Genomic DNA, 21988 nt, shown 5'->3' with positions numbered 1-21988 from the left:
AGCGCTTATAGAAGCTTTTGGGGGAATAAATGCTATATTCATTACATGTCAAAGATCTTGCACTTATCAAAGAGCAGGAAATAGAATTTGGAGAAGGGCTCAATGTACTTACAGGTGAGACAGGAGCCGGAAAGTCGGTCCTTATCGGATCTGTTAACCTTGCATTGGGGAGTAAGGCAGACAAGGATCTTATAAGAACAGGTGCAGATTATGCACTTGTAGAGCTGACTTTTTTTGTTGATAACGAGATAACCAAGTCAAGGATCAAAGAGATGGATCTTCCTATAGAAGAGGATGGAACTGTGATCCTGAGTCGTAAGATAATGGACGGCCGTAGTATCTGTAAGGTCGGAGGAGAGAATGTCACAGTTCGCCAGCTACGCCTGCTTGGCGAACTTCTTATCAATATTCATGGTCAGAATGATAATCAGACCCTTCTTCAGAATAAAAAACATCTTGAAATACTGGATAGTTTTGCCGGTGACAAAGTTCTAGAACATAAGAAAAAGTTAAAAGAAGTCTGGAGCCTGCATGAAAAGATAAAAGCAAAACTTGAAGAAACTGACATAGATGAAGCTACCAGAAAACGTGAGCAGGATCTTGCTATGTTCGAACTTGAAGAGATCCAGGGCGCTGATCTTAAGGAAGGCGAGGATGAAGAGCTTGAAACAAGATATCGTCGTATGGCCAATAGCCTTAAGATTACAGAGGCTGCAGGAGAAGCAAGGCAGCTTCTTTTTGGAGAAGAAGGAGAGAGTGCATCAGACGCAATCTCCGGTGCACTTCAAAAGCTTATAGCTGTAAGTGCATATGATGAGAGCGTCAAAGAAGTTACAGATCAGCTGGGAGATATCGATAATCTCATGACAGACCTTGGACACAGCCTGTCAGCTTATCTGTCGGATCTTGAATTTGACGACGAAGAATTTAAAAATACAGAAGACAGACTGGACCTTATCAATCATCTGAAGGATAAATATGGTAATAGTATAGGCGATATCTTAAAGTATGCTGATGAAAAGCAAAAGCAGCTTGATATCCTATCTAATCTTGAAGAAGAAAGAGCAAGGCTTCAAAAAGAACTTGGAGATTGCCTTGAAGAAGCCAAAAAGATCTGTGGGAAGATATCCGAAATCAGAAAAAAGAATGCCAGGGAACTTGCAAGCCAGATGAAGCAGGCTCTTATAGATCTCAATTTCCTTGATGTACAGTTTAGAATAGATGTTATTCCGGATGAAGAGCATATTACATCATCAGGATATGATGAAGTTGTATTTATGATATCTACTAATCCGGGCGAACAGTTAAGATCACTTTCTGAGATAGCAAGTGGCGGTGAACTATCAAGAATCATGCTGGCACTTAAGACAGTATTTGCAGATCAGGATGATATAGCTTCTCTTATATTCGATGAGATAGATACCGGTATTAGCGGTGTTACAGCCTGGAAGGTTTCTGAGAAGCTTGGAAAGCTTGCGGCAAGCCATCAGATAATATGCATCACACATCTTCCTCAGATTGCAGCAATGTATGACAGACACTTCCTGATTCAAAAGGGTCTGTCTGACAGCCGTACTATCACAAGTATCAGCAGGCTTTCAGATGATGAGAGCATTGACGAACTCGGCCGCATGCTCGGCGCCGGAGAAGTGACGGATGCTGTAAGACAGAATGCAAGAGAGATGAGAAATAAGGCACTTAAAACTAAGGTATGAAAGGACACCCATGACAATTAATACAGATGATCTGATCAACAGCATAATTGACAGCCTTGACCGTATAGAAAATGTACAGCTTTCGGATATCCCGAATATGGATTTGTATATGGATCAGCTTACCACTTTTATGGATGAAAGGCTTCATAAGACTACCCGATATCCCGGTGAAGACAAGATCCTTACCAAGACCATGATCAATAATTATGCCAAGAATGATCTGCTTCCCCCTCCCATAAGGAAGAAGTATTCCAAGGATCATCTGATTCTTTTGATATTTATATACTATTTCAAAACAGTTCTTTCAATAAGTGATGTTCAGACGCTCCTTGATCCTCTTAAGAAGAGATTTCATATAAGTGATACAGATGGTCTGACATTGTCTGAGATCTATCAGACAATATTTGATATTGAGGAAAAAGAGGTTGATCCTCTTAAGGAAGATCTTTTGAAAAAGGCTGATATAGCCAACAGCCTTTTTGAAGATGCAGAAGACGCAGATAAGGATGAGATGAAGCTCTTTGCTTTCTTAAGTCTCCTTGCCTACGATGTATATGTCAAAAAGCTGATAATAGAAAAGGTGATTGACGGAATTGATGAGAAATCCGGCAAGAACAAATCCAAAGAACAGTTAAAGGAAGAAAAGCGTGCCGCAAAGGAAGCGGCAAAAGCCAAGAAGGCAGCTGCCAAAGCGGCTTTAAAGAAAGGAAAGGAATAAACTCTCTTGAGTATTTACGATACACTTAACGTTGAACAAAAAAAAGCAGTACTTCAGACTGAAGGTCCTGTCCTGATATTGGCAGGTGCCGGATCAGGTAAGACAAGAGTACTGACACACAGAGTTGCTTACCTTATAGATGAATGCGGAGTCAATCCATGGAATATCATGGCTATTACTTTCACCAACAAGGCAGCAGGAGAGATGCGCGAGCGTGTTGACAAGATAGTAGGATTTGGTTCAGAGAGTATCTGGGTCACAACCTTCCATTCTACCTGTGTAAGGATCCTTAGAAGATATGCAGACAGACTTGGATATTCCAATAACTTCACGATCTATGACAGTGATGACTCTAAATCTGTGCTAAAAAATATAGTCAAGCAGTACAATCTTGAAACAAGAGACTTAAAGCTTAGACAGATTCAGAACACGATCTCGAAATGTAAGGACAATCTTGTAACAGCTAACTCATATACACTTTCAAGCGGTAATGATTTCCAGAAGCAGAAGATCGCAAAAGCTTATCAGGAGTACCAGATATCTCTGAAGAAGAATAATGCGATGGATTTCGATGATCTTATCATGAATACCGTAATTCTTTTTCGTGAGAATAAAGATGTACTTGAAAACTATCAGGAACGATTCAAGTATATTATGGTCGATGAGTATCAGGATACCAATAATGCCCAGTTTGAGCTTATAAGACTCCTTGCAGACAGATACAAGAATCTGTGCGTTGTAGGTGATGATGACCAGTCAATCTATCGTTTTAGAGGCGCCAACATCAGGAATATTCTTGATTTTGAAAAGAACTATCCGGATGCAACAGTAATAAAGCTCGAGCAGAACTACCGCTCTACTCAGAACATCCTTGATGCTGCCAATACTGTTATCAAACATAACAGAAGCAGAAAAGAAAAGGCGCTTTGGACTGATGAGGGTGAAGGCTCTAAAGTGAGATTCTGTGAGTTCGAACAGGCACCGGAAGAAGCCAATTTTATTGCTGATGACATCTCTAATAAAAAGAGACAGGGCAAGCTCTCCTACTCTGAGACTGCAGTTCTGTACAGAACAAATGCCCAGTCAAGACTTATAGAAGAGCGATTTGTAATGTATGGTATCCCTTACAATGTTGTAGGCGGTACCAACTTCTATGCAAGACGTGAGATCAAGGACCTTCTGGCATACCTTAAGACAATCGATAATGGAAGCGATGAACTTGCTGTTCGTCGTATCATAAATATTCCCAAGAGAGGAATAGGTGCTACAACTCTTAATAAGATTGCTGATTATGCAGGCACACATGATATGAATTTCTACGATGCCATCGCTCATGCAAACGAGTTCATCACAGGTAAGACTGTAGACAAGCTCCATGACTTTGATCTTATGATCAAGGCATTCAGGGCCAAGCAGAAGATGATGAGTCTTGAAGAACTCATACATGATGTAATAGATGTCACTGACTTCGAGGAATACCTTAAGAGCCTTGAAGAAGATGATGAGAACAATGGAAGCCAGGACAATGACAGAAGACAGAACGTTCAGGAACTTATAGGTAAAGTCATATCCTATGAGGAAAAAGCTGATGAGCCTACTTTGTCAGGATTCCTTGAAGACGTAGCTCTTGTAGCAGATATAGATAATGTTGCAGAAGGTGATGAGAGAGTCCTTCTTATGACACTTCACTCTGCAAAGGGACTTGAATTTGAGCACGTATACCTTGCCGGGCTTGAAGAGGGTACGTTCCCAAGTTATATGACTATCAATGCAGAGGATTCCGATCCTATGGCTATGGAAGAAGAAAGACGTCTTGCCTATGTCGGAATCACAAGAGCCAAAAAAGAGCTGACTATATCCTGTGCTCATAGACGTATGGTCAGGGGATCATTTGAATCTCTTGCTGTCAGCAGATTTGTAGATGAGATACCGGAGAGACTTCTGGACAGGTCAGGATCGAGCGTGATGCCTTCATTCCTCTTTGAAGGCGGCGATACAATAGAAGATGATGATGACTACGACTATGATGCTGATGCATATATGCCAAGTTCTAGAGGTAATAATACCCGCAGGACCTTTGGCAACTCCAGTGGATATTCGGGTTCATCATATACTAGAGCTGATTATGCAGACAGATCCTATGGTCACAAGAATTTCAGCTCAGGAAGTGCTTATAACAGCGCTGCCAATACCAGTTCAAGGCTTGGCGGATTCAAGAGTAATGCCAATGACAGATCTTCTGAGAAAATAGATCATGTTCCCGGCAGCAGTATATACGGCCCTGTAGGTAAGCCCAAGGCGACTATCGGCAGAAAGCCTGCGGCAAGAACACCTGTCTCCAAGCCCTTTATAGCAGGAGCTGCCTCATCTCATAAGAGCGCCGGCAAGGGAAGCCTTAACGGTATCTCTAAAGGCCTTCAGAAGCCTTCATCACTTGATTATAAAGAAGGCGACAGAGTAAGCCATATCAAGTACGGCGAAGGCGTTGTAAAAAGCATAGAAGATGGAGCTCGCGATTATAAGGTTACGGTTGAGTTTGATGATGCAGGGCAGAAGATAATGTTTGCAGCCTTTGCAAAATTAAAAAAGCTTTGAAGAGTAAGAACAAGCACGTAACTTTGTGGTACAATATAACGTAGTAGGTCCTTTGCAATACTATATAATGTTATTATGAAAGGGGTCGCATATGGATAGACTTGATGAAGTATTGGAACTTAAAAAGCTCAATGAACTATTAGGACACAAGGAAGAAAAGGAAGACAAGTTTCCAAAGACTATTCTCTGGATTCTTGCACTTATAGGTGTTATTGCTGCTGTGGCTGCAATAGCATATTGTGTATATCGTTATCTGACACCTGTTTATGATGACGATTTTGATGATGATTGGGACGATGATTATGATTTTGATGATGATCTTGACCCAATCGCTGTAAAGGCAGCAGCTAAAGCCGCTAATGAGGCTAGCAATGTATAAGGCGCTTCAACACGAGTGTTGAAACGCTAGACGGCGACATCTTCGATGTCGACGTCCAATAATAGAAATATTGACGGGAGCAGTGAGCCCTGGGGGGCGGCTGCTCCCGTTTTTGGGGCATGGCGCTGTTGGTTAAAGTGCATTGACAGTAATGCTGATTGCTAATGTATATTGATAAGATAAACATGGTTAAAGATGCGGATAGTTAATGTATACTGATAAGATAGATATGTTTTTACACTAAGAGTGTGGACAATACTCTTAGTAATAAGTTTGTAATTGGAGATTTATAATGAGAAAAAGGCAGATAATAGAAGGAACAGTTATAAGACGCGACTTCCCTAACAAGGGAATTGTCAGTGATCTTATAAAAGTATCAGCTGATGATGCAGTTGAAAATGAGAAGATGGAGGGTAACTGTGTTATCAAAAATACCCTTCCCGGGCAGCGCGTTCGAGGCATTGTAACTAAGAGCGGCAAGAACAGACTTGAAGCAAGGCTCTTAGAAGTATTAGAAGAAGCTCCTGATGCTATCGAAAGTCCATGTCCGCATTTTGGCATATGCGGAAGCTGCCATTATCTGTCTATGACTTACGAGCAGGAACTTGCCCTTAAAGAAGAGCAGGTCAAAAAGCTATTATCCGATGCCTTCAAAAGACAGGAGACAGAGCCTGTATGGGATGGCATCAAGAAGAGCCCTATACGATTTGAATACAGAAACAAGATGGAATTTTCCTTCGGTGATGAAGTCAAGGACGGCCCACTTTCTCTTGGTATGCACAAAAGAGGAAGTATGCATGATATAGTGACTGTTAAGGGATGCCAGATCATTGATGCTGATTACAGGAAGATACTGACATGTGTACTTGACTACTTTGCTGACAAGTACGCACCACTTTCAAATGAACCCGTTACTTTTTATCATACAATGCAGAAGAAAGGATACCTCCGTCACCTTCTGGTACGTAAGGCAAGAAAGACAGGCCAGATTCTTGTAGACCTTATAACTACCACTCAGGAAGAGCATGACCTTAATCCTCTTAAAGATGCACTTCTTTCACTTGATCTTGATGGTGAGATAGTGGGCTTTCTTCATACTAAGAACGACAGCCTTTCAGATGCAGTAGTAGACCAGGGCACAGATATTATCTATGGTCAGGACCACTTTACAGAAGAGCTTCTGGGCCTTAAATTCGATATAACTCCATTCTCCTTCTTTCAGACCAATTCGCTGTCTGCAGAGGTACTCTATGATACAGTAAGAGATTATGTCAGAGAAGGAATGAAAGAACAGGGCAGAGACAAGGCACATATCCTGTATGATCTCTACTGCGGAACAGGTACTATATCTCAGCTTATGTCTCCTGTTGCCGATAAAGTCATAGGCGTAGAGATAATCGAAGAGGCCGTTGAAGCTGCCAAGATTAATGCAAAGCGCAATAACGTTGATAACTGCGAGTTCATAGCAGGTGACGTACTCAAAGTATTAGATGAGATTGAAGAAAAGCCTGACTACATAATACTCGATCCTCCCCGCGATGGAATACATCCTAAGGCTCTAAGGAAGATCATAGACTACGGCGTAGACCGTATGGTATACGTATCCTGTAAGCCTACAAGCCTTCAAAGAGACCTTGTAGAGCTTCAGGCAGCAGGCTATCGCATAGAGCGAGCCTGCGCAGTAAATCAGTTTCCTTGCACTGTGCATGTGGAGACTGTAGTGTTGCTCACAAGAGTGAACTAATAGAAATCCTTGAATTTACGCACTTTTTCGAGCATTTCACGTTTGATAAGCGTGACAAGAATGAATGTAATAATGGAAAAGTGCTGTTTATAAAAATGGGCAAATGTATGATTAGCTTCCTGTATATGCGAAGTTAAAGTAAAATGAGCTTTTCTGCACTCAACCAGCGGTAGAGTTGCAGGAAATCAACCTACGGTTCGTGTAAAAATATGATGATACCGGCTATGCTTGAGTCATGAAAGGAGGTGCCCGATATGGATCAAATCAAAATTGGAAAATTCATAGCATCCTGCAGAAAGGAACAGGGCATGACTCAGGCAGTCCTTGCCGAGAAGCTCGGAATCAGTGACCGGGCGATATCAAAATGGGAGACTGGAAAGTCTATGCCAGATTCCGGGATTATGTTGGAGCTGTGTGAACTTCTGAAAATTAACGTCAACGAACTCCTGTCGGGCGAAAGAATTATGGCAGAAGCATATGACAAACGGGCAGAAGAAAACCTGCTGACAATGAGGCGAGAGGTTGAGGAAAAGAACAGACAGATGCTTAAGACGGAATACTGGATCGCGTTTCCTGCCGTCATTTCCGGACTGGTCATGGTGTTTGTGGCTTCATTTATAGAGATGCCAGTCTGGCCGCGAATTGCACTTATCGTGTTTGCTCTCATAATGATTTTTACGGTCGCTTTTATCGCCGTGGGCATTGAGCAAAAGGCTGGATACTATGAATGCCAGAATTGCCACCACAGATATGTTCCTACATACTGGCAGACAAATTTTGCTATGCACATGGGACGGAGAAGGTATATGAAATGCCCGGAGTGTGGAAAAAGAAGCTGGCAGAGAAAAGTTCTTACAAAAGAAGAGTAAGCAGACCAAGGCTCCTCGCTACTGATTAGGTTCAGTGGCAAGGAGCCTTTTTATGCTTAGATTTCGATTGTGATCCCGGACTTGAATTCCACGGTGAAGTGGTTGGCGAAGACAGTGATCTTCTCGATATGCTCCATACGCCTTCATGTGCCAAAAAGCAAGTTGACAGTGACACAGTGCAGAATTACAATGGTGTCAGAAAGCGAGGTGGCACAAAATGAAGATTACAACTCTTGATGAAGCCCTTGAAAGAATAAAGGAATTAGAAAAAGAGGTTGCCGAGCTTAAAGCGGAAAATGAAAAGCTTCGAAAGCGTAACTTCGGTGGTCGAAAAAAACATGATGAAGCTTGGATGGCAGCATACAATGATTTCATATTGAAGTATGAGAGTGGCATGACTCTTATGGAGATTGTGGCAGAGGGGGATGTCAGCAGAAGAACAGCCTATCGTTATCTGGCATATTATAAAGAACTGCAGAAAATTGTAGGAGATTCAAAAAGTGTTCAGAAATGAACATTTTAGATTTTAAGTTTAAGACGTAGAATCTTGAGGTCAAAAAATTTGACCTCAAGAATTGGAAAGGAAAATATGTACGATAAGAAGAAGGAAGTGGTCGGAAATACTGAAATAGTTCCAGTAGAAATCACAGAAGAACTCTTGAAAGAAAAACTATATGAAGTACGTGGTGTAAAGGTGATGCTTGATTCAGATTTGGCAGAAATATATGGATATGAAACCAAGAACTTTAACCGCCAGGTGAAGAATAATGCTAAAAAATTTGAGGGTGACGAGTTTATGTTTCGCCTTACAAAAACAGAATTTGATGAAATTTTGAGGTGCAAAAACTTCACCTCAAGTTGGGGCGGTTCGCGCTATACCCCTTATGCATTTACAGAGCAGGGCGTATATATGCTGATGACTGTTTTAAGAGGTGACCTTGCAATTAAGCAAAGTAGAGACCTAGTACGAACCTTCAAAAAAATGAAGGATTATATTTTAGGCAATCAGAATCTGATTGGACAGCGTGAGGTTATGCAGCTTTCAATACAGACCATGGAGAATACAACCGAGATTTCTAATCTTCGCATGAATCTTGGCTCCGTTGAAAAACAAATGTCAGATGTAATGGAACAGCTTGAGGATGTAGTTACTAAGTCAGAATTGGCGGATATGATGAATGGCTTTGTCAATAACGAGGACAATGGCTGGCTTATGTTTAATACCAAGTATTGCAGTGCAGATGTGGCTTATTCATCTATTTATAGCCAAGCAAAGAAATCTGTTTATCTGGTTGACAACTATATAGGTCTTAGGACGTTGGTGTTACTTAAAAATACACCAGGTGGAACTGAAATTAAAATATTCAGTGATAATATTGGAAGCGGTAAACTTCATAACGTTGAGTATACTGATTTTTGTAAAGAATACCCTAATATAAATCTTACTATGCAGCATACAGGTGGAATATATCATGACAGATTTATCGTTCTTGATTATGGAACCAAGGACGAACGCGTATTTTTATGTGGAGCGTCGTCAAAAGATGCAGGTGGTCGTATTACAAGTATTGTAGAGGATTTTGGAATAGATAAGTATAAACCTATGATAAAGCAGTTGTTGCAAAATAGTGCATTACAACTGACCTAAGAGGGGGGATAGTGAAGAAACAACAGAAATGTTATATCTAAATGAAGTATAAAGCATTGTAATAGCATGAAGGCTAAAAATTTTACATGGATTTTACATAACCATGTCCATACATTTTACTTTTAAATTCTATGGTAATAGGTGGCAAAGAATGACTTCATAAATGAGATTGCCAAAATCCGCACTGGTTGTGGGTTTTGTAAGAACATGATTTAAGATGTCATAGAATTTGAAAGGAATATGTATGGACATTTTTAGTGTATTAAATATGATTGGAGGCTTATCACTTTTTCTATACGGAATGAGTATTATGGGTGATGGCCTTTCTAAAATGGCTGGTGGTAAGCTTGAAACAATACTTGAATCGCTTACTAAAAAGCGGATTTTCGCAGTACTTCTTGGAGCGGGAGTTACTGCTGTCATACAATCTTCATCAGCTACTACTGTTATGGTGGTAGGTTTTGTAAATTCAGGAATTATGAAACTATCCCAAGCTGTAGGTATTATCATGGGTGCAAACATTGGCACCACAATCACATCGTGGATGTTATCTCTTACAGGGATAGAAGGAAGTACCATTTGGTTGAAGCTACTTAAACCTTCTTCCTTTTCACCGGTTCTTGCAGCTATTGGTATTATCTTTGTGATGACAAGTAAGGAAGAGTCCAAAAAGAAGGATGCAGGAGGAATATTACTTGGCTTTGCAATCTTGATGTTTGGTATGGAGACCATGAGTGGGGCAGTATCGGGACTTGCGGATAATCCTTCTTTTACCAAGATAATGACTGCATTTAGTAATCCGATCCTTGGAATGATAGTTGGCGCAGTTTTTACAGCGATCATCCAGAGTTCATCAGCTTCTGTAGGTATATTGCAGGCTCTATGCGCGACAGGTGCAGTTCATTACGCTGTGGCTCTGCCGATTATCATGGGACAGAACATTGGAACATGCGTTACATCGATTATCTCTTCCATTGGAGCAAGTAAAAATGCCAAAAGGGCAGCTATGATACATTTGTATTTCAATCTTATTGGAACAACAGTTTTTATGATAGCCTTCTATACAATAAATATATTTGTGGACTTTGCCTTTTTACAAAGCTCTGCTAATGCAGCAGGGATAGCCCTGATACACAGCCTTTTTAATATAGGTGCGACGATTTCCTTATTTCCAATTTCTGATGGCCTTGTCAGATTAGCAGAAGTTACGATATCCGGTGATAGTGAAAAAGAAGCCACTGAAGATAATAGTGTTTATATTGATGAGAGATTTCTTGAAAGCCCTGCTTTTGCCATGGAATTATGTAGGGCAAAAGTAAGAGAAATGGCAGAACTAGCTCAGAAATCAATTGTACTGGCGACAGAAGTTCTTTTGGATTATGATTCAGATAGTGTAAAAGAAGTTATCAGACTTGAATCAATAGTGGATAAGTATGAAGATGTGCTTGGATCATATCTTGTAAAGCTATCAACCAAAAATATATCAGCGGTAGATAGCAAGAGTATGTCGGTAATTTTACATAGCATAAGTGATTTTGAGAGAATTTCAGATCATGCCCTTGATATTGCACAATCGGCAAAAGAGATTCATAAAAAGGAACTATCTTTTTCCAAATCTGCAAGGCGCGAAATTGCGGCAATAAACAAGGCAGTGAGAGATATCTGCACTCTGACAGTAGATAGCTTTTGTAATGATGATAATAGTAAGGCTTCTCATGTTGAGCCGTTAGAGGAAGTGATAGATACTCTTACGAAGCGAATAAAAGAGAATCATATAAAAAGGCTCAAAAAGGGAAAATGTTCCATTGAGATGGGATTTATTCTTGAAGATATTTTGACAGGTTTGGAAAGAGTTTCTGATCATTGCTCAAATATTGCATTAGAGCTTATCACTATTTATGATAACGACTATAATACACATGGATATTATAAGAATTTTTCTGATGAAGAGAGAGCTTCTTTTTACAATGAATATGAGAAGTTACTAAAAATATATCCATTAACGAAGAAAGAAATAAAGAAATTAGAAAAGGCAGAGTAGGATAATGGCACTGATCTATATTATTGAAGATGATGATAGCATAAGGGAAATAGAAGAGTTCGCCCTTATGAATGCAGGGCACAAAGTGTTGGGATTTAACTGTGCAAAAGTTTTTTACAAAAAATAGAGGAAGTAATACCCGACTTATGTCTGATAGATATCATGCTGCCTGATGAAAACGGTAATGAGATTGTAAGGCATCTGCGAAGAAAAACGGACACTAAGAAATTGCCAATTATAATGGTAACGGCTAAGACATCTGAGCTTGATCTGGTAAAGGGCATTGAGGATGGGGCAGATGACTATATCAAGAAGCCGTTTTCTGTCATGGAACTAATATCAAGAGTCAAAGCATTACTTAGAAGAACTATAGCTGATGAATTGAAAGAATTATGCCTTGATGGACTCATAGTCAATAATGCTAAACATGAGGTCTCAATTGATGGAAAGCCGGTAGAATTAACATACAAAGAGTATGAGCTATTGTCGCTATTTATTACTAATAGAGGGATTGTGCTGACCAGGGAAATAATAATGGATGAGGTCTGGGGAACCGATTACGAAGGTGAAACAAGAACAATTGATATGCATGTGAAAACTCTTCGCAGGAAGCTGGGAGATTATGGTTCCAGAATAAAAACCATTAGAAATGTGGGCTATGTGATCGAATGAAAAGTAAAATAAATAAAAGACTAGCTGGAATTGCCGTTCTTGCGGTAATTGCCACAGTCGTAGGGATTACAATTATATATTATGGACTGTTTCAGAGACAGGTGAGGGCAGACTTATCTGTTAGTGCAAAGCTTTTAAGAGATACCCATTATTTTGAGTCGGTTAATATTGATACAGATGATATTGACCTGTCTACAGATATCGAAGAGCTTCGCGTTACATGGGTAGCAGAAGATGGAACGGTACTCTATGATAATGATGCTTCGGCCAAGCTTTTGACCAATCATAATGACAGACCCGAGATACAGGAAGCCTTTACTGATGGAGTTGGCGAGGCAGTTAGAAAGTCTGACACCATGAATCAGAATACCTTCTATTATGCAGTTTTGCTGGATAATGGAACGGTTCTTAGAGTTGCTACAAATGCGCAAAGTCTTTGGTCAGTATTTATGTCGGTGGCACCGATTATTATCCTTATCATTCTTATCATTATTACTATTTGTATATTAATTTCTCATTTACTAACAAGGCAGTTAATAAGACCAATTGAAGTAATGGTTTCAAATCTGGAGAATGCAGACTATGAATCACCTTACAAGGAACTTGATCCTCTATCTGAAATGCTAAGATCCCAGCATACAGATGTGCTTGCGGCTGCAAAAGCCAGACAGGATTTTACTGCAAATGTATCCCATGAGTTAAAGACGCCGCTTACAGCAATCTCCGGTTATGCAGAGCTGTTAGAAGGCGGGATGGTCTCAGAAGATAAGCAGAATCATTTTTATCATGAAATACGTAAAAATGCGGACAGACTCTTAGCACTTATCAACGATATCATCAAACTTTCAGAATTAGATAGGGTGGACCATGGGATAGCATTCGAGCAAATTGATCTGTATGAGGTGGCAAAAGAGTGCGTTAATGAATTATCAGTAAGTGCCAAGCTTAAAGATATTAGTATAGACATTGATGGTAAAGAAAGTTCTATACATGGCAACAGAGAACTGATAAAGGAACTTATTGAGAACCTGGTTCAAAATGCTATTAGATATAATAATCCTGGTGGAAAAGTGATGGTAACAGTTAATACTATAGATAATTCCACATGCCTTATAGTAAAAGATAATGGAATAGGAATTCCAGCAGCAGATCAGCAGAGAGTTTTTGAAAGATTCTATAGAGTTGATAAAAGCAGATCAAAAGCCACAGGCGGCACAGGCCTTGGACTTGCGATTGTAAAGCATATTGTTGAAATTCATGATGCTAAACTCCAGCTCGATAGCGCTCCGGGGGTAGGTACGACTATATCAGTTTTGTTTTAGTATATCTGGATCCATAGTCTTGTATTTATTCCTCATAATTTAAAAGGAGCTGTTCCTGAAAAAAAGGAGGATGCATCACCTTTAGAAGCCCAGTCATTTGACCAATTCCCAAGAACTTATATAGAAGTTGCTGAGTTCGACAGCCTTCATGATGATGGAGTTCTTCTTGCAGATAGGTTAAGAGAAGAAAAAAATTCCGGTAGAATTTCATAAATAAAATCCTTTCGGTTGTCGTAGGCTCCTCCCACTGCCCTTGGGCGGTGGGAGGAGCCTTGTAAATTCGTAGCTATTAACCTTGGTTCTCGATATATTTTTGTATAGTTGTTGAGGATACTTCGCCTATACTGCAAGCAAAATAACCATCTGACCAAAATATCTTATGCTTCCAGTAACACTTAGATAAAAAGTTTGGATATTTCTGCCATAGATAGTGTGTGGTCTGTTGCTTAATAAGCTTTACTATGTCGCATACTCTATCTGTAGTATCGTAACTTATCAGAAAATGTATATGGTCTTTGTCGGTTTCCATAGCTATAATGCCGTAACCTTTAGAATTACAGATATCATATATTTGCTGTTTAGCATCGTCAGCAATAGAGCCTTTAAGTATCTGTTTGCGGTACTTAGTGACTAGAACTATATGCACTTTTAGACTGTACTTGCGTCTGTTGCGATGATTATATCTGTTGTCCATAGGATGTATTTACGGCAAAGCTTCGATTTTTACAGCGACTCCATTATTGGTGTCGTAATCATCTACTATTAGCATTCTGTTATCAATTTCAACGTCATAGCCTGCATCTTGCAAAGCTTTGATTATTTTGTATTTAACTTGGTTTTCCTTGTAAAATCGCCTTACAAATAATTGATTTTCACTAATAAATATTGTATTATATATTTAGTGAAATAACAATGAGGTACACTATGGAACAGATGACAGTTACAGCTAAAATTCAGATATCTGTTAATGCAGACAGTAAGGTTTTTCTTGATGAAACCATGTCTGTTTATTCTGATGCCTGTAATTATGTATCTGACTATGTGTTCTGCACTCACGACCTAAAGCAGTTCTCACTTAACAAGGCTTTGTACTCTACACTCCGAGAAATGTTTGGACTCAAATCTCAGATGGCTCAGTCCGTATTTAAGACTGTCATTGCAAGATATAAGACCATCCTCGAAAATCAGAAAGAGTGGATTCAGCCATCCTTCAAAAAACCACAGTATGACCTTGTTTGGAACAGAGATTATTCCCTTACACAAAACTGCTTTTCAGTAAATACACTGAATGGACGTGTTAAGTTGCCCTATTTCGCTGAAGGCATGGCAAAATACTTTGATCACGACATCTATAAGTTTGGAACTGCCAAGCTTGTAAATAAGCATGGTAAGTATTTTTTGCATATCCCCGTAACCTACGATGTCGAAGAAAGTAATGTTTCTGACATCTGTAATGTCGTTGGTATTGACAGAGGTATAAACTTTGTCGTTGCTACTTATGACAGTAAGCACAAGTCTGGATTTGTAAGCGGTAAAGCCATCAAGCAGAAACGTGCTCACTATTCTAAGCTTCGTAAAGAACTTCAAATGTGTCAGACACCATCTTCAAGACGTAGATTAAAATCTATCGGTCAGCGAGAAAACCGTTGGATGCAGGATGTTAACCACCAGGTATCAAAGGCACTCGTTGAATCCAACCCGAAGCATACGCTCTTTGTTCTTGAAGATTTGTCAGGCGTTCGTAATGCTACAGAGCGTGTCAGAACCAAAGACCGCTACGTTTCCGTATCGTGGTCTTTCTATGACCTTGAACAGAAACTTATCTACAAAGCCAAGCAGAATCAGTCTACTGTTATTAAGGTTGACCCTCGTTATACGAGTCAGTGCTGTCCTGTATGTGGACACATTGAAAAAGCCAATCGTGATAAGAAATTGCATCTGTTTACTTGTAAGAACTGTGGCTATAAATCAAACGATGACCGCATTGGAGCTATGAATCTGTACCGCATGGGAATCAACTATCTTGAAGATAGTCAAGTACCTGATACAGTTACGGCAGAGTAAATCTTTGTCGTAAGGGGTGGTGTCAACCGTCCCATGATGCGACCCCACGGAAGTTACACCGACAAAATGTAGGAGTTATTGCAACGAACTACAGGGGAGTCGCAAGCCACGTACCTTTAGGTGCGTGGTAGTTGACGAAGTGAAAGGTTCTTGCCATGGCTATGAAGTGGCACTTGGTAGTAGAATTGTAAAGGATGCGCTAGATAGACGTATAAGCTGGATTCAGGCAGTCTATGCTTCTGTTTCATCTTCATGATGAAACAGAAGAAATGGTTAGGTGCACCGACAGGCGCACGAGCGCACTAATATTACTTTTTGAAATTCTTAAATGAAAGTGCCTTCTTAGGGCAGGCCTTAACGCATTCGCCGCAGCGTATACATTCAGCACTGTTGGCATTCTTTACAGGGTTAACGTTCATCTTGCAGACTTTAGAACATGCACCGCAATTAACGCAGGCACTGCCGTCAAAATGAAGTCTTAAGATACTAACCTTCTGGAATAGCGCATAAAAGGCTCCTAATGGACACAAGTACTTACAAAATGGTCTGTAGATGAAGATAGAAGACAGGATGCATACGATCAGAATAGCAAACTTCCATCTAAACAGTGAACCAATAGCTTCGCGCATACCACTTGCAAGAAGGACAAGCGGGATGCCGCCTTCAAGCGTTCCAACAGGACACAGGTACTTACAGAAAAACGGATCACCTGCTCCATAGCTGCTGCGATAGAAGAAGGGCAGCAGGAATACTAAAACCAGTAGAACAACATATTTAGTATATCTAAGCACCTTATCGATCTTTTCAGGAACCCTGATCTTGGGAGTTGGGATCATGTACAAAAGCTCCTCGATAAGACCAAAGAGGCACAGCCATCCGCAGATGAATCTTCCAACCAAAAGGCCGATAGTAGCCAGAAATCCTACTACGTAGAAAGCGAATTTCCTTCTTCGGGCGTCAAATAATGACTGCATGGCACCAATAGGACATGCGCCCAAAGCTCCTGGACATGAATAGCAGTTCATGCCGGGTACACAGAACCTTTTCAAAGGTCCTTCATAAATAGTTCCTTTTAAAAATCCCGGAATATAGCCATTAGTCAGAAGTCCCCAAACTGACTGAACAGCCTTCCTTATAACCTTATGTTTTTTTATATTATTAGCCAATTCCAATACACTCCATACATATATTTGCTGCCTTGCGATATACAGTCCTTACTTCTCCTCTGTATACGCCAAATATCAAGGAGGATACTGATGCGATCAGCAGGATCACTGTTACCCAGATGGGTACTTTTCTTTTATTGTCCATGTAAATCTCCAACGCACACAAGCAGCAACTAATTTTTTCCCACTCCTATATATTCTTGATTGAAGTGTTCAAGAATAAAAAAGTAATGGACAATTAGTTGCTGCCGGTTTTATTTTATGATTCTATTATTTTATTACAATTAGTTTACAGCTGCCAGAGCTTCCTCGATGTAAGCTTCCCACTCTTCCTTACTGTGAGAACCAACAATAGGACTTGTAAGAAGACGTCCTTCGGAATCAACAAAGAATGTAGTAGGATATGCTGTAAGCTGAGCATAAGTTCTGAGCTCAACACTTGCGATGAGAATAGGATACTCAACACCTGTATCTTCAATGATATCCAGAGCATCAAGAACGATATCTTCCTGATAGTTGCCTTCTGAATCATATACATCGCAGGTCATACCAACGATCTCAAAGCCCTGATCCTTGTATTCCTGTTCAATCTCAGCAAGATAAGGCATCTCATTGATGCAAGGTCCGCAGAAAGTGCCCCAAAAGTTGATCATTGTTACCTTGTTGGAAGAAATATAATCGCCGGATTTAACAGTGTTGCCATCAAGATCTGTTAATTCAAAATTAAGAAGAGCTTCGTTGTCGAAGTCATCTGCTCCAAGAGCTTCTGGAATAAGGAAATCAACAAAAGTGATATTATCGATCAGCTCTGATGAATATGATAAAAACTCAATGTACTCAGCTTTTCTGTCTTCATCAAGATCAGCCAGAACGTTTTCATCAAAGTATGATGAATCACCTTCATACCAGGTATCTTCTCTATAAGCATAGTAGTTAAATCCTCCATTGCTGCCAAGATCAGCAACAACGTCTGTAGTGATGCCATAGTCCTCATAGACAAGATCCTCAACATTTACAGGATTGACATCTGCTTCGAGATCAACAATCTCATATCCTGTGTTATCAGGGTCATCCGGATTGATCCAGTAAATACTTGCATATCCAAACTCATCAGTTACAGAACCTCTGATACCAATACTGTCAGCCTTGTCCTTGAGCTCTTCAGGAACCTCGATCACAACACCAAGACCTGAAAGATCAATCTGACCATCAACTACACTGGCAGTAAACTTTCCATACTTCCACTGAGGAAGATCTGAAGCCTCTTCGACTGACGCTGAGCTGTCTGCTTCGTTTGCAACAACATCAGAGCTACTTTGAGTACTAGCAGCTTTTACATCACTCTCGTTGGACTCGTTTCCGCATCCTGTGAGCGCAGCCGCAGCTATAGTGCCTGTAAGAACTAGTGATATTATTTTTTTCATAATAGTTTCCTCCTGCCCGAATTTAAGACTTATTATCGCACCAACACTGGGATTTGACTACAATAAAATAATATATATTAGTTATAAGTTTTAGCTATAACAGATAAACATAACCCATTCATCGTCTCAAAACACCCTTTTGTCAAGTTCTGCGAAAGCATATCAGAAGCTGGCGAACCTGAGATAAAGCGAGTTACATATGTAGATCTTGATGGTCAAAATGGCAAGGAACTTATCCTTGATCTTGGAACTAATGCAGGCGTATATCTGATCCTGTCGCACATTGACGGTAAGTACTATGGAAATATGACTACTACAAGGTGTTTCGAAGAACTTCAGAATGATGGAACATATAGGGGAAGCGGCGGAGCAGGCGATTCCTATTACATGAGAGCGACAATCTCTACAGAATCCTATACAGAAGAATACATTGCCGAGTATCATGACGGTGTATTCACAATCGATGGCGAAGAAGTAGATGACTATGAAGGATGGCTTTCTGAGAATTTCTCAGATCCGGCTTATTGGTGGGAAAAGAACTAACTAACATATGGAAAGCTTGTTATAAGCATTTATTATTTATCTCCATAATGTCCACGACAGTGTGAGATGCAGATACGTCCATACATTGTGTAAAACTTAAAATTTTTGTATAATACGTTGGCGCGTATCAATAATTTTGACGCGTAAAAAGATTTTAAATCGGGGAGAAAATTAAATATGATAGAAACAATTTATGAAGAAAGATACAGGGGAGAAGGATTATCACCAGAGAGTGCACATTTTCTAAGCAGTTGGCTCATGATCCTATTTGGGCTATTCATACTGAATACTATTGCATCCATACTTAGTAGTGAAATAATCATAACTTCTCAAGATCTTTTAATTGTAGGCAATATTATAAGTTTTATAGTATCCATTGCCTATGGACTCATTCTTTTAAAAATCTCGTCTAAGGAAGAAAAATACCGTATAGCAGGCTATTGTTTTCTAGTAACTTCAGCAGCAGATGCTATTAAGCTTATCCAGATTGCTGCATCGGGGGCTTCTGAAGATGTTGATTTTATAGCCTTTGGATTTATTATCTCGCTGGTTTCCTTAATAGCGGAGCTTATTGGTAATTATAGTGAATTCACCGGTCATTCTAACGTACTTGAAGGAGTGGATGACGAATTATCAGAAATGTGGCTACGGTTATGGAAGTTGTATATAGGTTCTTTGATCGCTATGCTGTGTAGCATTATTCTAGCGTATGTTGTTGGTATGCTTCTGATCATAGGTGCAGTAATAGTAATCTTCATTGTAAGCATTATGAAAATCGTCTATATCTATCAGACATCGAAAGCATTAGACGAATACAATAAAAGACTTAGAAGTGAAGTATGAACTGACCGTATGGAATAGAAAAGGCGCAGGTTCACTGCGCTTTTTTGTTGTAGACTTGTTTCATTTTTAGGTTATTATCTTTTGGGTTCCGGATCAGGTTCCGGCCCTTCTCACTAGAAAAAACGATCATGGCTGACATCCATCCCCTAAAACCCACCTTTCATCAGAAAACATGCAAATATATCCCCATCCCGTGGTATCATTCATATATGCGTTTTAATGGAGGTCAGTGACAAGTATGAAAAGAAAAATAGTAGTAGCATGTATCCTCGCGCTCACACTTACAGGATGCGTCAATACGGATCTGTCGATGAATGACGATTCTACTGAGGAAGCAAGCAAAGAGAATGCAGCAGGTGAAGAGGATAGCAAGTCATCAGATGATCCATCTGATAAAAAAACAGAACAGACTGATGAAGAGGAAGATGAGACTTCCGAAGAGACAGATGAGGCAGAAGAATCTTATTCAGGCGATGGGTATCAGGTAGTAGCATTTGATGAAAACTCCATGAAAGTAACCATGGAGCCATTTGGCGAAGTTGAACTCATACCGCTTATCGATAAGGACGCAGGCAAGTGGTCTTCATTCAAGATAATGCAGGACGATACAGAACTTGCACAGGTGTATTATTCCCGTTATCACTCTCCAAAGGAAGATGATACATATTATGATGAGATTAGTGAAGTTGGAATATGCGACATCAATTTTGATGGTATCTCAGATGTAGTTGTAGTCGGAGATACTCAGGAAGGAGAGATGATCCAGATCTGTACCGGAGAGTATGAGGATTATAGTGATAGTTATAACTATAATACTTTTAATAAACCTGAAGCTATTGAGGACTATTTTGGAAGTGACTTTTCAGCAGCTGCAACTATAGCTTTTCTGACAGATGGACATCCCGATGGACAGTTCGACTCATATCAGGAAGCATATGAGATGATCGCCAGCAGATACTGCTTCGGCCATGACTATGCAGATTATGAGTATAAACTCATATACTTTGATGATGATGACGTTCCGGAGCTTGTGATCGATTATCCGGGCTACAGTGTCAGCATGTATACCTTCGCAGATGGAAAACTAATACTTTCCATAGATGACTGGGGCTACGGCGCAGGCGGTAACGGTGGTTACGACTACTATCCTAAAGCAGGTCTTGCAGTAAATTATAATACAGATTATGCTGGAGCAATTCTATATACCTATTACATGAAGATGGATGAAAACTACAAAGTCTCGGTGGCATATTCAGAGAAATACTATAACTATGAGGATAAAGATGGAGACGGAGTGCCTTCAGATGATGAACTTGATGATTGGTCTGAAGATTATGAAGGCAAAACAGAGTATGAGTGCTACACAGGTGAAGACCTGACACAGGACGAGATCGTAGACAGGATCAGTGATCTGGTCAAAGGAACCGGAGATGAGATAGATGGTCTTAGCGGCGATGAAAACCTGATAGAGCTCAATGATGAACTGACAGCACCTAGCTGGAAGGTTACAAAGCTTGAAGGAGAGGAAAACAGTTTTACTGTAGGCGGAGAGGAATTTGAACTTTCGGTAAATGTACCCGAGGAGTATTATAAAGAATTCATTCTTTCAAATGGCGACTCCCAGTACCAGAAAAAAATATTATGTAATACTGAAAACATGTTTTTAATAGAAAAAGCAAATGGAAAGAGCTATCTGTACATAAACATATTAGACGAGGGTAACAGCGACACATTGTATGTATTTGATCTGAACAATACCAAGATAAGCGAACCACGCATATATGAAGATTACTCTTTGTTCTATAATGACATCACAGATGCAAACAGTTTTGTACTTCTTAAAGCTGAGGATATCTTTGGCAGGTCTGTAGTTAAGAAGACTTTTACAGTTGGATTTGACGGCATGCCTGTTAGCGTTGATAAGTTTGAGTACTACGTAGGCATAGATTCTATCAATCCCGGCAATCCTGTTGGACAAACAGGTGAGACTATCGTGACCAAAAAGGAGATGACTTTAGATTCATCTGACGATATTGACAGTGAGTATTATTGGACCGAAAAAACTATTCCTGCAGGATCAAACCTTACACTGTACAAAACAGACGGAGAGACATATGTCGATCTTATCACCGATGATGGAGTAGGCGTCAGATTCAATATAGAAGATGGCGTTATATGCGGCGAGTATACAGTAGGTGACTTTGAGGATGTTCCGATGTTTGGCTGAGGAAGCGCCATGAACATA

21 protein-coding genes are annotated in these 21988 nt (G+C 39.9%); 17 read left to right on the top strand and 4 right to left on the bottom strand.

Annotated features, from left to right (window positions below; genetic code table 11):
* Positions 1–29 precede the first annotated feature (29 nt).
* The 13 genes from recN to I7804_RS19430 all read left to right on the top strand — a co-directional run bounded on the left by recN (position 30) and on the right by I7804_RS19430 (position 13916).
* Entirely contained in the window at positions 30–1715 is a 1686-nt protein-coding gene (recN, locus tag I7804_RS15510) for a DNA repair protein RecN (RefSeq protein WP_248404107.1), read from the top strand.
* A 10-nt stretch (positions 1716–1725) separates the two neighbouring features.
* Complete coding sequence (locus I7804_RS15505; RefSeq protein ID WP_248404106.1) at positions 1726–2433, top strand: DUF1836 domain-containing protein; 708 nt, start codon at positions 1726–1728, stop codon at positions 2431–2433.
* A 6-nt stretch (positions 2434–2439) separates the two neighbouring features.
* On the top strand, positions 2440–5028 hold the full coding sequence (locus I7804_RS15500; RefSeq protein WP_248404105.1) for an ATP-dependent helicase: 2589 nt from the start codon (positions 2440–2442) through the stop codon (positions 5026–5028).
* A 91-nt stretch (positions 5029–5119) separates the two neighbouring features.
* The gene (locus I7804_RS15495) at positions 5120–5407 is read left to right on the top strand and encodes a hypothetical protein (RefSeq protein ID WP_022755045.1); all 288 of its coding nucleotides are present in this window, start codon (positions 5120–5122) and stop codon (positions 5405–5407) included.
* A gap of 292 nt (positions 5408–5699) precedes the next feature.
* Entirely contained in the window at positions 5700–7151 is a 1452-nt protein-coding gene (rlmD, locus tag I7804_RS15490; protein WP_248404104.1) for a 23S rRNA (uracil(1939)-C(5))-methyltransferase RlmD, read from the top strand.
* Between the two features lie 254 nt (positions 7152–7405).
* On the top strand, positions 7406–8020 hold the full coding sequence (locus I7804_RS15485; protein ID WP_022756242.1) for a helix-turn-helix domain-containing protein: 615 nt from the start codon (positions 7406–7408) through the stop codon (positions 8018–8020).
* 217 nt (positions 8021–8237) lie between these two features.
* On the top strand, positions 8238–8534 hold the full coding sequence (locus tag I7804_RS15480) for a resolvase (protein ID WP_248404103.1): 297 nt from the start codon (positions 8238–8240) through the stop codon (positions 8532–8534).
* Between the two features lie 75 nt (positions 8535–8609).
* Complete coding sequence (locus I7804_RS15475; protein ID WP_248404102.1) at positions 8610–9668, top strand: ORF6N domain-containing protein; 1059 nt, start codon at positions 8610–8612, stop codon at positions 9666–9668.
* Positions 9669–9912: 244 nt separating this feature from the next.
* Complete coding sequence (locus tag I7804_RS15470) at positions 9913–11709, top strand: Na/Pi cotransporter family protein (RefSeq protein WP_248404101.1); 1797 nt, start codon at positions 9913–9915, stop codon at positions 11707–11709.
* A 4-nt stretch (positions 11710–11713) separates the two neighbouring features.
* Positions 11714–11836, top strand: coding sequence for a hypothetical protein (locus I7804_RS19150; RefSeq protein ID WP_331477821.1), 123 nt, complete (start codon positions 11714–11716; stop codon positions 11834–11836).
* Positions 11837–11871: 35 nt separating this feature from the next.
* The gene (locus I7804_RS15465; protein WP_331477820.1) at positions 11872–12381 is read left to right on the top strand and encodes a response regulator transcription factor; all 510 of its coding nucleotides are present in this window, start codon (positions 11872–11874) and stop codon (positions 12379–12381) included.
* Entirely contained in the window at positions 12378–13703 is a 1326-nt protein-coding gene (locus I7804_RS15460; protein ID WP_248404100.1) for a sensor histidine kinase, read from the top strand. The genes I7804_RS15465 and I7804_RS15460 overlap by 4 nt, the downstream gene beginning before the upstream one ends.
* Positions 13704–13706: 3 nt before the next feature.
* Positions 13707–13916, top strand: a complete 210-nt coding sequence (locus tag I7804_RS19430; protein WP_420314867.1) for an alpha/beta hydrolase fold domain-containing protein — start codon at positions 13707–13709, stop codon at positions 13914–13916.
* Positions 13917–13992: 76 nt separating this feature from the next.
* Here the strand turns inward: I7804_RS19430 and tnpA are convergent, their stop codons facing one another.
* The gene (gene tnpA, locus I7804_RS19305; RefSeq protein WP_073384813.1) at positions 13993–14397 is read right to left on the bottom strand and encodes an IS200/IS605 family transposase; all 405 of its coding nucleotides are present in this window, start codon (positions 14395–14397) and stop codon (positions 13993–13995) included.
* Positions 14398–14627: 230 nt separating this feature from the next.
* Here tnpA and I7804_RS15445 point away from each other — a divergent pair, with 230 nt between their 5' ends.
* Positions 14628–15767 (top strand): transposase, encoded by a 1140-nt coding sequence (locus I7804_RS15445; RefSeq protein ID WP_248404099.1) that lies wholly within the window; start codon positions 14628–14630, stop codon positions 15765–15767.
* A gap of 308 nt (positions 15768–16075) precedes the next feature.
* On the opposite strand, the gene I7804_RS15440 is transcribed toward I7804_RS15445, so the two are convergent.
* From I7804_RS15440 to I7804_RS15430, 3 genes are all read right to left on the bottom strand, one after another.
* Positions 16076–16933 (bottom strand): 4Fe-4S binding protein, encoded by an 858-nt coding sequence (locus tag I7804_RS15440; protein ID WP_248404098.1) that lies wholly within the window; start codon positions 16931–16933, stop codon positions 16076–16078.
* Positions 16926–17078 (bottom strand): CD1871A family CXXC motif-containing protein, encoded by a 153-nt coding sequence (locus I7804_RS15435; protein ID WP_110072987.1) that lies wholly within the window; start codon positions 17076–17078, stop codon positions 16926–16928. The genes I7804_RS15440 and I7804_RS15435 overlap by 8 nt, the downstream gene beginning before the upstream one ends.
* A 139-nt stretch (positions 17079–17217) precedes the next feature.
* On the bottom strand, positions 17218–18357 hold the full coding sequence (locus tag I7804_RS15430; RefSeq protein ID WP_248404097.1) for a TlpA family protein disulfide reductase: 1140 nt from the start codon (positions 18355–18357) through the stop codon (positions 17218–17220).
* Between the two features lie 306 nt (positions 18358–18663).
* Between I7804_RS15430 and I7804_RS15425 the strand changes: the two genes are divergently transcribed.
* The 3 genes from I7804_RS15425 (at position 18664) to I7804_RS15415 (ending at position 21970) form a co-directional block, all read left to right on the top strand.
* Complete coding sequence (locus tag I7804_RS15425; RefSeq protein ID WP_248404096.1) at positions 18664–18900, top strand: hypothetical protein; 237 nt, start codon at positions 18664–18666, stop codon at positions 18898–18900.
* Positions 18901–19077: 177 nt separating this feature from the next.
* Entirely contained in the window at positions 19078–19743 is a 666-nt protein-coding gene (locus I7804_RS15420) for a hypothetical protein (RefSeq protein WP_248404095.1), read from the top strand.
* A 238-nt stretch (positions 19744–19981) separates the two neighbouring features.
* On the top strand, positions 19982–21970 hold the full coding sequence (locus I7804_RS15415) for a hypothetical protein (protein ID WP_248404094.1): 1989 nt from the start codon (positions 19982–19984) through the stop codon (positions 21968–21970).
* The last annotated feature ends 18 nt before the right edge of the window (positions 21971–21988 follow it).

It is taken from the genome of Butyrivibrio fibrisolvens (assembly GCF_023206215.1).
Lineage (GTDB): Bacteria > Bacillota > Clostridia > Lachnospirales > Lachnospiraceae > Butyrivibrio > Butyrivibrio fibrisolvens_C.
This window is presented reverse-complemented; position numbering and strand designations above follow the sequence as displayed.

What these genes read in the sequence shown, in the direction of transcription:
- I7804_RS15420 (WP_248404095.1), top strand. Translation starts at nt 19,078, where the DNA reads ATGATAGAAACAATTTATGAAGAAAGATACAGGGGAGAAGGATTATCA.
- rlmD (WP_248404104.1), top strand. Translation starts at nt 5,700, where the DNA reads ATGAGAAAAAGGCAGATAATAGAAGGAACAGTTATAAGACGCGACTTC.
- tnpA (WP_073384813.1), bottom strand. Translation starts at nt 14,397, where the DNA reads ATGGACAACAGATATAATCATCGCAACAGACGCAAGTACAGTCTAAAA.
- I7804_RS15480 (WP_248404103.1), top strand. Translation starts at nt 8,238, where the DNA reads ATGAAGATTACAACTCTTGATGAAGCCCTTGAAAGAATAAAGGAATTA.
- I7804_RS15485 (WP_022756242.1), top strand. Translation starts at nt 7,406, where the DNA reads ATGGATCAAATCAAAATTGGAAAATTCATAGCATCCTGCAGAAAGGAA.
- I7804_RS15430 (WP_248404097.1), bottom strand. Translation starts at nt 18,357, where the DNA reads ATGAAAAAAATAATATCACTAGTTCTTACAGGCACTATAGCTGCGGCT.
- I7804_RS15475 (WP_248404102.1), top strand. Translation starts at nt 8,610, where the DNA reads ATGTACGATAAGAAGAAGGAAGTGGTCGGAAATACTGAAATAGTTCCA.
- recN (WP_248404107.1), top strand. Translation starts at nt 30, where the DNA reads ATGCTATATTCATTACATGTCAAAGATCTTGCACTTATCAAAGAGCAG.
- I7804_RS15465 (WP_331477820.1), top strand. Translation starts at nt 11,872, where the DNA reads ATGCTGCCTGATGAAAACGGTAATGAGATTGTAAGGCATCTGCGAAGA.
- I7804_RS19150 (WP_331477821.1), top strand. Translation starts at nt 11,714, where the DNA reads ATGGCACTGATCTATATTATTGAAGATGATGATAGCATAAGGGAAATA.
- I7804_RS15435 (WP_110072987.1), bottom strand. Translation starts at nt 17,078, where the DNA reads ATGGACAATAAAAGAAAAGTACCCATCTGGGTAACAGTGATCCTGCTG.
- I7804_RS15445 (WP_248404099.1), top strand. Translation starts at nt 14,628, where the DNA reads ATGGAACAGATGACAGTTACAGCTAAAATTCAGATATCTGTTAATGCA.
- I7804_RS15415 (WP_248404094.1), top strand. Translation starts at nt 19,982, where the DNA reads ATGAAAAGAAAAATAGTAGTAGCATGTATCCTCGCGCTCACACTTACA.
- I7804_RS15425 (WP_248404096.1), top strand. Translation starts at nt 18,664, where the DNA reads ATGACTACTACAAGGTGTTTCGAAGAACTTCAGAATGATGGAACATAT.
- I7804_RS15460 (WP_248404100.1), top strand. Translation starts at nt 12,378, where the DNA reads ATGAAAAGTAAAATAAATAAAAGACTAGCTGGAATTGCCGTTCTTGCG.
- I7804_RS15470 (WP_248404101.1), top strand. Translation starts at nt 9,913, where the DNA reads ATGGACATTTTTAGTGTATTAAATATGATTGGAGGCTTATCACTTTTT.
- I7804_RS15495 (WP_022755045.1), top strand. Translation starts at nt 5,120, where the DNA reads ATGGATAGACTTGATGAAGTATTGGAACTTAAAAAGCTCAATGAACTA.
- I7804_RS15505 (WP_248404106.1), top strand. Translation starts at nt 1,726, where the DNA reads ATGACAATTAATACAGATGATCTGATCAACAGCATAATTGACAGCCTT.